Raw genomic sequence first — 14,975 nt, 5'->3', positions numbered from 1 at the left:
CAGTCCCAGTCAACTTTTACAACTAACTTTAAAAAAATTAATAGTATGAAAAAATACCTTTTAAGTTTTGCTTTAGCTTTTATAAGCTTAACCGCTTTTGCACAGACAGATTATGAAAAAATAATGACGGATAAAATTGCTAAAATTCAGGCTGCCAGAACTCCGGAAGAAATCCAGACTTTGTCTAATGATTTCCAGAGAATAGGGAGTAAGGAAAGTGCGCAATGGCTTCCTCAGTATTACGCTGCCTTTTCCCAGATTCAGAAAGGAAGACTTATGATGAGAAACGGAAATATGCAGGAGCTTGATGGTATTGCAGAGCAGGCAGAAAAGTACCTGGCTATGGCCCAAAATCTTGCCGGAGCTGATAATGCAGAGATCCATCTGCTGAAAAAAATGGCTTATTCATTGAGAATGATGGTGAATCCGCAACAGAGATTTATGACAGACGGGGCAAGAGCCTCTGAAGAACTTACGGTGGCAGAAAAGCTGGATCCTTCTAACCCGAGAATCGCACTCATCAAAGCAGAAGATACTTATTTTACTCCTGAACAATATGGCGGAAGCAAAACAAAAGGAGTGGAAATGTTTAAAGCTGCGCTGACCCAATTCAATAATTATAAACCGAAGTCAGCGCTGGATCCTAATTGGGGAAAATCTGAAGCCGAATACTTTATCAGCCTTTCGGAAAAAGGACAATAAAAAGATCCCTGAAGTAAAGGTCTGAAACAGTCAGGAGTGCCTGATGATCCTTTTAACATTCACTCCCTGAGATAAAAAACCTTCATTCTGTGAAGGTTTTTTTATCCCGTTCGGGAAGAAAAATCAGCCTCTCGGTAAGAAATAATTTTTGATACCTTTAATAAAAACTAATTTTGAGCTAAGAAAACGAAACATGAAACTGAAATACTTTAAAATATTAGTCTGGACATCAATAGGGACTACTTTTTTCTTCTTTTTGTTCTTTAATGATGAAAAAAACCTTCATACTTTTTTGATCACCCTGTTGCTTTCTACCATGTATTCCTTTGTATTAGGGTTCGGGAACGGATTTATTAATGAATATCTTAATAAGAAATTTCCTTGGTCCGAAGCTACCAGAACGAGAGCTGTTTTAAGTATTATTTCCATTATTATCGGCAATTTTATTCTGGTTTATTTTTGTAACTATATGAATTATGTCGTGATTCAGAATGTAGCAACTACAGAAGCGTTTTTCTCCCAGAAATATGGTCTCACCAATTGGTTTATGATCAATATTGCATTGCTTATTACCACTTTTCTTCATGCAAAAGGATTTATGGAGGAACTGAAAAAAACTTCCAAAAAGGAGGTGGTGGAGCAAAAACTTATTGCCAAATCGGCCAACGCACAGTTTGAAAGTTTAAAAAATCAGCTTGATCCACATTTTCTTTTTAATTCACTGAATGTTTTAAGCGCTCTAATTGATGAAAATCCGCAACAGGCACAGAAGTTTACGGCCTCAATGTCAAAGATTTACCGGTATGTACTTGAACAAAAAGATAAAGAACTGGTGACAGTAGAAGATGAGATAGAATTTGCAAAAACGTATTGTGAACTTCTGAAAACAAGATTTGAAGACAGTGTAGATTTTCATTTTGACTTAAAAAAAGAAGACTATCGAGAATATGTGGTGCCACTTTCTTTACAGTTGCTGCTGGAAAACTGTATTAAACATAATTTTGCAACGTCATCAAGGCCTTTGGTCATCAGAATATTTTCAGACGGAAATACGTTGTGTATTGAGAATAATCTTCAGGTAAGAGAGCAGATCAAGGAAAGTTCAGGAATAGGGCTGGCTAATATTGTACAACGATATGCCCTGCTTACCAAAAGGAATGTTTTTATAGAAAAATCCGAAGATTATTTTAAAGTAAAACTTCCTATGCTATCTGCTAAACCTACTATTGTAAGCGTACAGCCTGATGAAGAAATTAAAGCTTATAAGAGAGCTCAAAAGAGAGTTAAAGAGATAAAAGGTTTTTATACCAATCTGATTGCTTACTGTATTATTATTCCTTTTTTAATTTTTATCAACCTGACAACAGAACCTTACAGCCACTGGTTCTGGTATCCCGCATTAGGATGGGGGATTGCTCTGGCTTTCCGTGCTTTTAGAATTTTCGGAATCGGGGAATCGTGGCAGGAAAAGAAGATCAGAGAAATTATGGATCAACAAAAAAATAAAGATCATGGAAATATTTAATGAAGATCATATTCAATATCAGCAGGCCAAGAGACAGGTAGAGCGTTTAAGAAGGTTTTATACCCACGTATTCATTTATATTGCAGTGAATCTTGTTATTGTATATTTTAATTATTCGAATTTAAAACCCGGAGAAAGCTATTTTCAGGGTAAAAATTTTTTAACGGCCATCTTTTGGGGAATCGGGGTTCTTGGTCATGGGGTCATGGTATTTTTACCCCAAACTAATCTTGTCAGGAAATGGGAAGAAAAAAAAATCCGGGAGCTAATGGATCAGCAAAAGGATAAATAACAGTCCTTTTACAATGAAAATTTTAACCCTAAATCATATGAAATGAATACACTTGGAATACTATTTACTGTCTCAATGATCGCCTGGTTTATCAGTGAGTTTTTATATAAAAATATGCTGAAATCAGAGAAAGAGGATAAAAAAAATCAGGATAAATCTACCCTGAATATTCTTTGGGTGGCGATTCCTTTCTCTATAGGAGCTTCCGTTATTATTTCTTATAACACTCATTTTCCGATATTGAAAGGAAACCGGATTTTGTATGTGGGAGAATTTTTGATTATCCTTGGAATTGTCTTCAGATTTATCATTATCAGGTCACTGGGGAAATATTTTACCGTAGATGTGACGATAAAGCAGGATCATAAAATAAAAAAAGAAGGCTTCTATAAATACCTGAGACATCCGTCTTATGCCTTTTCATTAGTGACTTCTTTGGGGCTTGGTCTGTATCTCAACAACTGGTTGTCTTTACTCTTCGCTTTCGTTCCTCCGTTTCTGGCTTTTGCCTACAGAATTAAGATAGAAGAACAGGCATTGGTAGAACGGTTTGGTAATGAATATATTGAATACAGAAAGAAAACTAAGAAACTGATCCCTTTTATCTACTAAATACCATAAAGTCCCGTTTATAGAAGCCAGGTTTTTTAAAACGGAAACATGAATACACGCCGATTGTATTCGGGGTAATTTTACCATTCATATAAATATGGAAGCCAGGCAGTATTTAGTTTGCGGGCGGATTTTAAAAACTTATTTCCATTAATCTTCAGATTCTACCATTCGGATATCATATTCTGCCGTTCGGTAATATAAAGTTGATCGGAGCCTCTATTTCAAGCTACCTTTGAATCAACAAAAAAGACAAACTAACCTTTAAAACAAAACATTATGGAAATTTTATCTAACAAAGAAAACCCAGCTTACGATAAAGCCAGAAGAAGAGTAAAAGAATTAAAAGAATTTTATGGAAATCTTACTTCTTATTGTCTGGTCATCCCTTTTTTAGCCGCTTTAAACCTCTTGACAGCCCCCGGATATTTATGGTTTTTATGGCCAATGCTGGGGTGGGGAATAGGAATCGCATTCCATGCTGTGAATGTCTTTGGACTCGGTAAAAGCTGGGAAGAGAAGAAAATAAAAGAACTGATGGAAGAAGAAAAAGGAAAAATAAAAACATTATAAGAATCATTCATTTAAAAACTTACACGATCATGGATTATAATTCAGCATACACAAGAACAACCCAGCTCAAAAAATTCTACAGAAGCCTTCTTTTCTTTGCTGTAGTTGCCGTTCTGATTATCCCAAACGACTTCTTTGAACGCAATATATTTGAAGACCATATTATTAAAATCAGATTGTTTGACGGGTACACGATACTTGCTATCTGGGCACTTATTTTAACTATCAAAGCAGTGAAACTCTTTCTTTTTGATTCCGAATGGGAAAAAGATATGATTGAAAGAGAGCTTAAAAAAGATAAACAGCCGATAGATTTTTAAAATCTCCCGGCTTTTATTTACCTTTATTTCCTAAAATCTGAAAACCAAAACTCAATGATCAAAACAGTCATTATCGAAGACGAAAAGCCTGCTTCAAGGAAATTGGAGAGAATGTTAAGTAACTTTCCTGAAATTGAAGTAATTGCTAAAATAGAATCCGTAGAAGAAGGTGTGGCATGGTTCACTGAAAATGATCATCCCCAACTGATTTTTTCCGATATTGTTTTAGGAGACGGACTGTCTTTTGATATTTTTGAGAAGACTCCTACAAAAGGATTTATCATCTATACAACAGCCTTTGATCAGTATACGCTGAAGGCTTTTAAACTGAACAGTATAGACTATCTTTTAAAACCGATTCTGGAAGAAGATCTTTCCGGTGCTGTAGAGAAATTCAAGTCGTTTATTCCAGCTGAAAATACCATCGGCTCTCAGGATATCAAACAACTGATAAAAAAGGAAAAATCTACCCTTTCCAGAGTATTGGTAAAGATCGGATATAATCTGAAGATTATACAGACAGAAGAAATAAGCTGTTTTTTCAGTGAAAATAAAATTGTTTACCTTCAGACTGAAGATCGTACCTACCCGTCAGATTTCACTCTGGATGAACTGGAAGATATTCTGGAGATGAAAAAATTTTTCCGTGTCAACAGACAGTTTATAGTCAATTCGGATTATATCAAAAATATTCATACCTCACCTTATTACAAAGTTGATCTAGAATTTCAGCCTGATGAAGAAATTACCGTAAGCAGAGATCGTGTCAAGGATTTTAAAGACTGGCTTGTCAGCTGATTTTATAATGACAGCAGGGAAACAGAAGGCGCTCTGAAAAATAATACCTGGTTAATCAGGTATCCGCTAAGCTTATGGATATACCTGTAATCTATTCAAAATTTTACCCGCTTTTAGAATCGTACTTATGGATCTTATTCTGATACTGTTTAAATTTTTTCTTGAAGTGTTTTACTCTTAGAAATTATGCTTCATATGGTTATGAAATATTTACTGGTTGTAAAAATCGCTGGCGGATTTTGCAAAATTTTTGAATGCTTCAGTAATTTCCTTTTTATTTTTATGGGTCAGGGGAAAAGGAATCATATGTGAATATTCATAAGGGAAGTCTGTTATTTCCACTTGCACATCAATATTTCTGTAGCCTCCCTGTAACGTATTTAAAACCTCGATAGGCGGAGCCACACTGTCTTTTTCCAGTACATAAGCTTTGATCTGGGAATGTATTTCACGAATCCTGCTCTCTCTTTCTTTCTGGAAATAATTGTAACGAAGCATTCTCTTAAACCAGCTTTCCTGAGGGTGTATTTCTTCATTCTGATAGTGTTTTAAACGAAGATCATACCTGAAATCGGAACTTAAAAGTTCCGTGAAAACAGCTTGCATCTTAACAGTAGCCTGAGCATCCATAATGTATTTCGAAATCGGAAACATCCGGTCAATAGTCATTCCGCCGCAAAAACAAAATAATCTGGATTGTGTAAAATAAGATCCCGGATCTGCCATTTTAATGATCATTGAGAGAAAAGAGCCGATAGAGTAGCCGAATAAATCCAGACGTACATCAGGGGAAATACTTTTTATCCTGCCGTTTTTGATCTCTTTTACCACTTCAATCATATCACAATAGGTTTGTAAACCGGACCAGAAAACTCGCTGAGGATGGGCTTCCAGTCTTGAACTTATTGCAGCATTTATAAACGAATAATTGGTGTTTTCCGGATATCTTTTTTTTCTGAATTTTACAATTTCTGACATTTGATGACGATCGCTCCACACAGGCTCTGCACGGTCCATATGAAAAGCAATAGGAAAGAGAATAATGGCTTTATGGGTCCTTTGGGCAAGTTCATAGGCCCACGGAAGGTATTTGTCCCATTTCTTTTCGTTCAGTCCGTGGAAAAAAATAATACATCCTTTGGCGGTTTCCACATCAGCTCTTTTAAGAATATGATATGCAAACCTTTTATTGCATTCAATATCAAAATCCTTAGTGTCTATGGAAGGCTGATCGTATACCAGATATGCTTTTTCGTTCACTTCCGCCTGAGGATGATGTTTGATGCATTCCTGAGCAGATGAACCATGCAGCAGATCTGAAGCTTTTGAAACAAAAGAGACAGATTCTAGGGTTGTATTCAGTTCCTTTATTTCCAAATTCTCTTCCGGGGAATCAAAATGCCTTTTTAAAATTTCGTATAATTCATAATATTCCATAACAAGATCTGTGGGTTCAAAATTAGAACTATTAAATTATGGAATTATTGCTGTAAAATACTGATTTTAAAATGCTAAATGTATTCTAGGCATATTAGATGTTCCTGGTTTTCTTTTTATTTTTATTCCGGAAACTACCTGTAACCAATTCTGTTCGCCTCGGGATCTTCAAGTTGTTTTAAGATGGATTCCGGAATTTCATCACTGTCGGTCGGAAAGCTGATGGAATCTGAAATGAAATTTTTTCTTTCAGCTTTCCTGAAGATTTCAAAAAGAGCAATGGGCTCCTGATTAAAGCTGATACAGGTACTGATAAAATGAAGCTCATGAAGTTTGTATTCCGGATTTTTAAGTTTTTCCTTAATATCTTTAATTCTTGAAATGAAATGCCGCTGTCTGATAAAAGTATTACTGTTCATGATGATAAATACATAATCCGAATACGCGGTGACTTTCCCAAAATATTTATGATGATCACCTCCGCTCCGCTCAATAAAATATTCTCCGGTAGTTTCAGACTTATAGATTTCCATGGCAGAGCGCCAGATACGGTCTTCTTTTGCCTGTAAAGGATTCTCAGGAAGGTTTCTGTTATAAGAATACCAACAGCCTGTTAAACGTTCTAAAAGTACCGTATTTTGCGCTGTATTGTTCATGTCGATTCTAAGATCATTAAAATTAAATGCTTCCGTATTGGAATTAATAAAATCGATATAATTTGAATATCCTAAAACTTTGACAATCAGGCTCAGCTTTGACAGGTTAGGGCGGCTTAAAACTGTATTTTCATTCAGACTGTATTTCTTTAGCTTATTGATGATTAAATGCTCATACAGATAATGAGTCCCCAGTAATTCAGGTTTTTTCACTATCTCTTTCTTTGAATGATCAGCAATGATGAGGTCATTTAGTTCCGAACTTATATAAGACCATTCTGTTTTTGTGACATCTTCCCAATCGCTTTTCTTTAAAAACTGACGGCTTAAGAAATTCATAAGCTTTTCAAGATGGAGGATATCTTCCTTTTTCATTTGTTTTAGTTTTTATTGCAAGACTAATTTAAGACTTTTATCATACCAAATAAGATATTAAGAAGATTTTTATATTATAAAATCAAAAGATATTTGAATAGAAAAAACAATATAAAAACAATGGAAACAAGAATGCTTTTAAAAGACGAATCTCTCTGGGCCAGGATTCAGGGGTTTTCCTTAGACGCTCCTGATGCTGATTTTCCTTTTTCAAAAAAGCTGGCTAAAGAAGAAAACTGGAGTCTCGATTTCACGAAGAAAGCCATAGAAGAATATAAAAAATTTATCTATCTCTGCTGTATTCTGCCTAAAGGCGCTTCTCCGAGTGAAACAGTAGATAAAGTCTGGCATATGCATCTGATTTATACAGAGAGTTATTGGGTAGAATTTTGTCCCCATATCTTACATAGGGTACTTCATCATTATCCTTCAAAGGGAGGTGCTTGTGAAAAAGAAAAACATCAGCATTGGTTTTCCGATACGCTGAAAAGTTACAGAGAAATTTTTCAGTCACCACCACCACGGGATGTCTGGCAGGGAAAGGTAAAAAAGAGGTCTACAACTCAATGGTTCAGAAAGCTGCGTTTCATCCCGCTGATTATAGTACTCTGTATGTTAACCTCCTGTCTTGGCGAAATCATCAGTACAGTAACATGGATCTTCTGTTCGATAGCAGGTATTTTGGTGTTTGGATTTGTGATAGGCTCCGTTCAGAATGATAATGATAAGAAAGGCGGTGATTCCGGCTCAGGCTGTGGCGGAGGAAGCTGTAGTAGCGGAAGTGGTTGTGGCGGAGGCTGCGGTGGTGGTTGTGGCGGCTGCGGAGGCTGTGGCGGGTAAATAGTAACAATAAAAATTAAATAGGTATGAAAAAAATTATCATTCATTCAGTACCGGTTATTGTATGCTGGTTGTGGCTTATGGCTATGCATCACACATATAATCCGGTTAGCCTAAAAGGACCGGATTTCTTAGTCTTCTATTTAATTCTTTTAACCGGATTTTACGCGTCACTTCTCTTTTTAAAACAAGAAAAAAAAACAGGTTTAAAAACATTTGTATCCTTCATTGTGCTTCTGTTTGGATTGGGTGTTGTAAAGCTGGTCAGAGGACTCTGGCTGGGAAAACCCATTGGCTTTTTGCTGCTCATTCTTTTTATGGAATGTATTGCTGGTGTAGTACTTATTAAAAGTCAACTGAACAATTCCACGAAGTGAAGTCATGGATAAAAAAAAACCGAAATCTATGTTCCGGTTTATATATTGAATGGTAGAGATTATTGATCTTCCTCTTTTTCTTTCATCTTCTGATTTCCGTATTTCCTTATCATGATTGAAGTGAGAACCACTAAAATAAGGCTCAAAGCGATATGGGACTTGTCCGGATGTACAATGGCCTGATACAGGTTATAGCCAAAAACAGCGGATACCAAAGCAATCAGAATATTGTTTGCAAAAGCATATTGATTTTTTACAGAAGTTTTCATAGCAGTATTTTTTATTGTTATTTACTGAGTAAGTATGATCACTTTAAAAACGTTACAGAAAATTTCAAAAAAAATTTCTTTCTGAAATACAGGTTACGAAATCACACCGCTTCCGATAAGCTCTTCATCGATATACCATGAGGCAAACTGTCCTTCCGCAATGGCAGACTGTGCATCTTCAAATTCAATATAGAAGGTGTCTTCAAACTGATATAAAGTAGCCTTTTGTAAAGGCTGCCTGTATCTGAATCTGGCCATTACCTCCATAGAGCCGCCATTTTGCAGCTTCAGGTCTTCACGTACCCAATGCAACTCGGAATTGTCAATTTTTAATGCTTTTTTGTATAATCCCGGAAAATGATTTCCTTCTCCTACAAAAAGAATATTATTTTCCATATCTCTTGATACAATAAAGCAGCTTTCCTTATGGCCGCCTATTCCAAGTCCTTTACTTTGTCCGATCGTGAAAAACTGAGCCCCCTGATGCTTGCCGATTACTTTACCGTCTGCTTTTTTATAATTGATTTTTCGGGATAAAAACTCCAGTTCTTCTTTTTTTGAAGAAAATTCGGGTTGTATTTCTGAAAAGAGAGGCGAATCTTTAAAAATTTCAACAATTTCACCTTCATTTGGCTTTAATTGCTGTTGTAAAAACTGCGGAAGACTTACCTTTCCGATAAAACATAACCCCTGAGAATCCTTTTTATCGGCAGTCACCAGTCCGATTTCTTTTGCAATTTCACGTACCTGAGGTTTTGTAAGTTCACCGATAGGAAACAAGGCTTTTGATAGCTGATCCTGACTTAGCTGACAAAGAAAATAAGACTGATCTTTATTGTTATCCTTTCCTGCTAACAGATGGAAAATTTCCTTTCCGTTTTCATCAATAGTAGAATCTACTCTGGCATAATGTCCTGTAGCCACCTTATCTGCCCCTAAAGACATGGCTGTCTTCATAAAAACATCAAATTTTACTTCTCTGTTACATAAGACATCAGGGTTCGGAGTTCTTCCTTTTTCGTATTCCGCGAACATATAATCTACAATACGTTCCTTGTAAAGTTCGCTCATGTCAATTACCTGAAATGGGATTCCCAGCTTCTGGGCTACCATCAGAGCATCATTACTGTCTTCGATCCATGGACATTCGTCTTCCAGTGTTACCGAAGCATCATTCCAGTTTCTCATAAACAAAGCCACTACCTCATGACCTTGCTGTTGCAGCAAATATGCTGTAACACTTGAGTCTACACCTCCTGAGAGGCCTACTACTATTTTCATTATATTTCAATTTTACGAAACTCTTAACGGGAGTTCTTAGTTTGACGTGGCAAAAATACAACTAAAAAAATTCGTAAAAAAACCATAATTTTAAACATTGATAAAAACAATAGCCATATAAAAGCCAACACAGGCATAGTGGTATTGGCTTGTTGCAGATAAAAAAATGCAGGTATATCAATCACCTTAGACAAATAAAATAGTACATATGAAAAAGTTTATTATTCCGTTAATGCTGATGTTTTCAGGATCAGTTTTTTCCCAGATTTCAGTAGGTACCCCGACTCAGGAAACCAACAGGTGGACTTTCGGAGGAGGAATCGGATTGGGTTTTGGCAGCAACAGTGCTTTTTATCTGCAGGCTTCACCCAGAGTAGGATACAGACTTACAGAAGATCTTGAAGGAGGAGTTGTGGGAAGTGTTTCCTGGCAAACGTCAGATTATTATAAGTCGACCATGTTTGGAGTAGGCCCGTTTGTGAATTATTATATTGCAAGGTCATTTTATCTGGGCGCTAATTTTCAGCATTATTTTATCGATTATAAGGATAAATACTATGATTATAAATACAATAAAGAAGAAAATGCATTGTATCTCGGAGGAGGGTATATGCAGAGAATAGGAAATAATTCCTTTATGCAGATCGGGGTAATGTATAATGTGCTTTGGAAAGAGCATTCAAGTGTCTTTTCAAGCGGGCTGGTTCCCAATATAGGATTTGTGGTGGGACTATAATTTTTGCTTTTCTAAGTGCTTCGGATCAACAATTTTAGCTGAGATCCAACAACTGATAAAAACAAAAGCACCGGAAATCTCCGGTGCTTTTTTATCTATTCTGTAAGATATTGAGTTAAGATTGAGAAGACTTTTCAGCCGCAGTTTTCTTTGGCTTTGAAGTTTTTCCTGTTAATCCGTCTTTAGCTTCATTAAGGTCAAGAACTACGGTTTCTCCTTCGTTTAATTGTTTATTTACAAGCATTTCTGCCAATAAATCTTCAATATATTTCTGGATAGCTCTTTTCAATGGTCTTGCCCCGAAATCTTTATCCCATCCTTTCTCAGAAATAAAGTCTTTCGCTTCTTCAGTTAATTCTACTTTATAGCCTAATTTTTCAAGTCGGCCATATAGTTTGTTCAGTTCAATATCAATAATTTTCTTGATATCATCCTGTACAAGAGAGTTGAAAATGACAATATCATCAATTCTGTTTAAGAACTCAGGTGCAAATGCTTTCTTAAGGGCATTTTCAATAGTACTTCTTGCTCTTGTATCTGAAGACGTTTTTTTGGCTGATGTTCCGAAGCCTACACCATCTCCGAAATCCTTAAGATCTCTGGTTCCGATGTTAGAAGTAAGAATAATGATGGTATTTCTAAAATCTATTTTTCTTCCTAAACTATCGGTAACATGACCTTCATCAAGGATCTGTAAAAGAATATTGAATACATCAGGGTGAGCTTTTTCAATCTCATCCAAAAGAACCACAGCATAAGGTTTTCTTCTTACTGCTTCGGTCAATTGCCCACCTTCTTCGTATCCAACGTATCCCGGAGGCGCACCTACCAATCTTGAAACAGCGAATTTCTCCATGTATTCACTCATGTCAATTCGGATCAGAGACTCATCAGATTCAAAAAGCTCTCTGGCCATTACTTTGGCGAGCTCTGTTTTACCAACCCCGGTAGTACCAAGGAAAATAAAGGTTCCGATAGGGCGGTTTGGATCTTTAAGTCCGGCTCTGTTTCTTTGTATAGCTTTCACTACCTTTTTCACAGCATCTTCCTGACCGATTACTTTTCCGTTCAGCTTTTCATCCATCTGAGCTAATTTATCAAGCTCATTTTTGCCGACTTTTGTTACCGGAACACCACTCATCATAGAAACTACTTCCGCTACATTTTCTTCCGTTACGGTTTCTTTTTTCTCTTTTACATCTTTATCCCATTTTTCCTGAGCAGCATTCAGTTCCATCTGAAGACGTTCTTCCTCATCTTTAAGCTTTCTGGCTTCAAGATAATCCTGAGCTTTTACAGCTTTCTGTTTCAGTTCTTTAATCTCTTCAATTTTCTTTTCGAAATCAATGATTTCGGTAGGAACTTTCATGTTTTTAATATAAACACGGGATCCTGCCTCGTCCATTGCATCAATAGCTTTGTCCGGTAAAAAACGGTCTGTAATATATCTTGATGTCAAATTGACACACGCAGCGATGGCTTCCGGAGTATAAATAACATTGTGATGTTCTTCATACTTATCTTTGATCTGATTCAGGATCTGAATGGTTTCGTCGATAGAGGTAGGCTCCACCATTACTTTCTGGAATCTTCTTTCTAAAGCTCCGTCTTTTTCAATATACTGACGGTACTCATCCAGAGTTGTCGCTCCGATGCATTGAATTTCACCTCTTGCCAGAGCCGGTTTAAACATATTGGATGCATCTAAACTTCCTGTAGAACTTCCTGCACCTACAATCGTGTGAAGCTCATCGATAAATAAGATGACATCTCTGTTTTTTTCCAGCTCAGTCATGATGGCCTTCATTCTTTCTTCAAACTGACCTCGGTATTTGGTTCCGGCTACTAAACTTGCAAGATCCAAAGTGATTACACGTTTTCCGTAAAGAACTCTTGACACCTTTTTCTGTTGAATTCTTAAAGCCAGTCCTTCTGCAATGGCAGACTTACCAACTCCCGGTTCCCCGATAAGAAGAGGGTTGTTTTTCTTTCTACGGGATAAAATCTGAGAGACTCTCTCAATTTCTTTTTCACGACCGATGACTGGGTCTAATTTTCCATCTCTTGCCAAAGAAGTTAAGTCTCTACCAAAGTTATCCAATGTAGGAGTTTTACTTTTTGCAGAACCTAAATTTCCCGTAGGCTTTCTCATCTGCTCAAATTCCTCTCTTTCATCGTCATCGTCATAAGCACTCATTTGTGGTGACTGCCCGGAATTTTTAAGCATCGTCTGGTACTCTCTTGAAACACCTTCATAGTCGATGTCATAAGCTCCTAAAATATTTGAAGTAGGGTCCTCATATTTATAAAGAATGCCTAAAAGCAGGTGAACGGTATTAATTTCATTGCTTTTATATTGTCTGCATTCTAACTCTGCACGTTTAATAGCATGATCTGCCATCTTAGTGAAAGAAATATTAGTAACCTCCTCAGAAATAGGATTAAGACTTGCTGTATTTAGAGTTTCAATTTTTCTTCTGATTTGTGTTAAATCCGCATTAAGGTTTTGAAGGATTTCTTTTGCAGAGTTTTCCGTTTTTATAATACCTAAAAGTAGATGTTCTGTATTAAGAAATTCACTTTTCAGCCTTTTAGCTTCGCTTTTGCTTTGTTTGAACACCTGGCTCAAACCTTGTGAAAACTTATAATCCATAATATATCTCATTAGAACAAAAGCAACATTGCTTTTTATTCATTATCTAAATTACAAATATTTTACCAAAAATCAATTAATGACTTTATGTCACAAAAAATTTTATTATCTTATTGAAAATGATTAAGTTTGTTTCTTCTAAAAAATCCCCATGAATCCCGAAATTACTACGTATATTGGATACTCTGCCTCAGTTTTTATCGTATTGAGTTTCATACTGAAAGATGTAAGAAAAATCAGAGTGGTTAATATGATTGGCTGTATTTGTTTTGTCATTTATGGTTTCTTTAACGGTATGCTTTGGCCGGTTATCATTCCCAACGGACTTATTTGTTTTATTCAGATCTATCATTTATTGTTCGGAAAAAAAGCTTGATGAAGAAAAAAATCATTATATCTGCCTTCAGTAATTTATATACAGATCAGCGTATAGAGAAAGTATGCCGCACTTTATATGAAAACGGGTATCAGATAGAACTGATAGGAAATGACTGGAACGGAGCCGGTAAAATGGAACGTCCCTATCCCTTTTCCAGAATTCATCTTGCTTCAAAAAGTTTGAAGACAGCGTATTTTGAATTTAACTGGAAGCTGTATCAGAAATTAAAGAAAAAAGCAGATCAGCATACTGCCTTGTATGCCAATGATGTAGATGCATTATATCCTAATTATCTTATTGCTCAGAAATTAAATATTCCGTTGATTTTTGACAGTCATGAAATTTTTTCAGAAATGCCTGCAATTCAGGGCAAAATGTCACAAAAAATATGGAGACACGTCGAAAAGACCATTATTCCTAAGCTTGGAAATATGATCACGGCAAGCGGAAGCTATGCAAAATGGTTTCAGAAGAAGTACGGAATAAATCCTGTAGTAATACAGAATGCACCACGCAGATTAAATTTTTCGGGAAAGATATCCGATAATGATCCGAAGATCCTTTTATATCAGGGAGCCATTAATCCTTTTCGCGGGATCGATAAAGTAATTCTTGCCATGCATCATCTCGATGGTGTTATTTTAAAAATAGCAGGAGACGGGCCGATGAAAGCAGAGTATGAAAGGCTGGTAACTGAAGAAAACCTTCAGCATAAAGTTCAGTTTTTAGGCAAACTGATTCCCGAGAATCTAAGAAATATAACGATAACGGCAGACTGTGGAATGAGTATTGAGGAAAACGGGGGAGAAAGTTATCTGTATTCTTTGCCTAATAAGGTTCTGGATTGTATTCAGGCAAGAGTCCCTTTAATACTGTCTGATTTTCCTGAAATGAAGCGTATTAAAAGCCATTTTGATATAGGTGAGATTATTGCGGACCATCGCCCGGAAACAATTTCGGCAGCTGTTCAAAAAGTATTGGCCAAAGGCAGAACCGGTTACCGGGAGGAGCTGGAGAATGCTTCCAAAGTATATTGCTGGGAAAACGAAGAAGTCAAATTACTGGAGTTTGTTCAAAAAGTATATCAATAAATTTTTCATTTATATAAGCTAAAATATAAAGGTTAAAACAATGCGTCAAAATCATTTTT

Annotated in this window: 17 protein-coding genes; 12 read left to right on the top strand and 5 right to left on the bottom strand. The window is 36.2% G+C overall.

Translation table 11 applies throughout. The features are described 5' to 3' along the window. Positions 1-45: 45 nt before the first annotated feature. The 7 genes from JO178_RS12330 to JO178_RS12300 all read left to right on the top strand — a co-directional run bounded on the left by JO178_RS12330 (position 46) and on the right by JO178_RS12300 (position 4,822). Positions 46-702, top strand: a complete 657-nt coding sequence (locus JO178_RS12330) for a hypothetical protein (protein ID WP_291935960.1) — start codon at positions 46-48, stop codon at positions 700-702. A 193-nt stretch (positions 703-895) separates the two neighbouring features. Further along, entirely contained in the window at positions 896-2,227 is a 1,332-nt protein-coding gene (locus JO178_RS12325; protein ID WP_291935958.1) for a 2TM domain-containing protein, read from the top strand. Next, a complete protein-coding gene (locus JO178_RS12320; RefSeq protein ID WP_291935956.1) occupies positions 2,214-2,519 on the top strand; it encodes a 2TM domain-containing protein in 306 nt (101 codons plus the stop codon). Before JO178_RS12325 ends, JO178_RS12320 begins: the two co-directional genes overlap by 14 nt. A gap of 42 nt (positions 2,520-2,561) precedes the next feature. Beyond that, a complete protein-coding gene (locus JO178_RS12315) occupies positions 2,562-3,131 on the top strand; it encodes an isoprenylcysteine carboxylmethyltransferase family protein (RefSeq protein WP_291935953.1) in 570 nt (189 codons plus the stop codon). A gap of 279 nt (positions 3,132-3,410) precedes the next feature. Continuing rightward, the gene (locus tag JO178_RS12310) at positions 3,411-3,704 is read left to right on the top strand and encodes a 2TM domain-containing protein (protein WP_291935950.1); all 294 of its coding nucleotides are present in this window, start codon (positions 3,411-3,413) and stop codon (positions 3,702-3,704) included. 29 nt (positions 3,705-3,733) lie between these two features. Beyond that, entirely contained in the window at positions 3,734-4,024 is a 291-nt protein-coding gene (locus JO178_RS12305; protein ID WP_291935948.1) for a 2TM domain-containing protein, read from the top strand. Positions 4,025-4,078: 54 nt separating this feature from the next. Then, entirely contained in the window at positions 4,079-4,822 is a 744-nt protein-coding gene (locus JO178_RS12300) for a LytTR family DNA-binding domain-containing protein (protein WP_291935946.1), read from the top strand. A 210-nt stretch (positions 4,823-5,032) separates the two neighbouring features. Here the strand turns inward: JO178_RS12300 and JO178_RS12295 are convergent, their stop codons facing one another. Both JO178_RS12295 and JO178_RS12290 read right to left on the bottom strand, forming a co-directional pair. Next, on the bottom strand, positions 5,033-6,259 hold the full coding sequence (locus JO178_RS12295; protein ID WP_291935943.1) for a DUF6051 family protein: 1,227 nt from the start codon (positions 6,257-6,259) through the stop codon (positions 5,033-5,035). 134 nt (positions 6,260-6,393) lie between these two features. Continuing rightward, positions 6,394-7,290: a hypothetical protein gene (locus JO178_RS12290; RefSeq protein ID WP_291935940.1), complete on the bottom strand. Its 897-nt coding sequence runs from the start codon at positions 7,288-7,290 to the stop codon at positions 6,394-6,396. Between the two features lie 120 nt (positions 7,291-7,410). Here JO178_RS12290 and JO178_RS12285 point away from each other — a divergent pair, with 120 nt between their 5' ends. Both JO178_RS12285 and JO178_RS12280 read left to right on the top strand, forming a co-directional pair. Beyond that, positions 7,411-8,130 (top strand): hypothetical protein, encoded by a 720-nt coding sequence (locus tag JO178_RS12285; protein WP_291935937.1) that lies wholly within the window; start codon positions 7,411-7,413, stop codon positions 8,128-8,130. Positions 8,131-8,156: 26 nt separating this feature from the next. Further along, positions 8,157-8,507: a hypothetical protein gene (locus tag JO178_RS12280; protein WP_291935934.1), complete on the top strand. Its 351-nt coding sequence runs from the start codon at positions 8,157-8,159 to the stop codon at positions 8,505-8,507. 59 nt (positions 8,508-8,566) lie between these two features. Here JO178_RS12280 and JO178_RS12275 read toward each other — a convergent pair whose 3' ends face one another. Further along, positions 8,567-8,776, bottom strand: a complete 210-nt coding sequence (locus JO178_RS12275) for a hypothetical protein (protein ID WP_291935931.1) — start codon at positions 8,774-8,776, stop codon at positions 8,567-8,569. 93 nt (positions 8,777-8,869) lie between these two features. Next, positions 8,870-10,057 carry a tRNA 2-thiouridine(34) synthase MnmA gene (gene mnmA, locus JO178_RS12270; protein ID WP_291935929.1) on the bottom strand — a complete coding sequence of 396 codons (1,188 nt, stop codon included), beginning with the start codon at positions 10,055-10,057 and terminating at the stop codon, positions 8,870-8,872. A gap of 208 nt (positions 10,058-10,265) precedes the next feature. On the opposite strand from mnmA, the gene JO178_RS12265 reads away from it, so the two are divergent. Continuing rightward, positions 10,266-10,793: a hypothetical protein gene (locus JO178_RS12265; protein WP_291935926.1), complete on the top strand. Its 528-nt coding sequence runs from the start codon at positions 10,266-10,268 to the stop codon at positions 10,791-10,793. 115 nt (positions 10,794-10,908) lie between these two features. Here JO178_RS12265 and JO178_RS12260 read toward each other — a convergent pair whose 3' ends face one another. After that, positions 10,909-13,446, bottom strand: coding sequence for an ATP-dependent Clp protease ATP-binding subunit (locus tag JO178_RS12260; RefSeq protein ID WP_291935923.1), 2,538 nt, complete (start codon positions 13,444-13,446; stop codon positions 10,909-10,911). A gap of 151 nt (positions 13,447-13,597) precedes the next feature. Here JO178_RS12260 and JO178_RS12255 point away from each other — a divergent pair, with 151 nt between their 5' ends. Both JO178_RS12255 and JO178_RS12250 read left to right on the top strand, forming a co-directional pair. Then, entirely contained in the window at positions 13,598-13,822 is a 225-nt protein-coding gene (locus JO178_RS12255) for a uroporphyrinogen decarboxylase (protein ID WP_291935920.1), read from the top strand. After that, entirely contained in the window at positions 13,822-14,916 is a 1,095-nt protein-coding gene (locus tag JO178_RS12250; RefSeq protein ID WP_291935916.1) for a glycosyltransferase family 4 protein, read from the top strand. Before JO178_RS12255 ends, JO178_RS12250 begins: the two co-directional genes overlap by 1 nt. The last annotated feature ends 59 nt before the right edge of the window (positions 14,917-14,975 follow it).

This window comes from Chryseobacterium sp., from assembly GCF_019236175.1.
Lineage (GTDB): Bacteria > Bacteroidota > Bacteroidia > Flavobacteriales > Weeksellaceae > Chryseobacterium.
The sequence above is the reverse complement of the archived record's forward strand: the minus strand, read 5'-3'. Positions and strand labels throughout refer to the sequence as shown.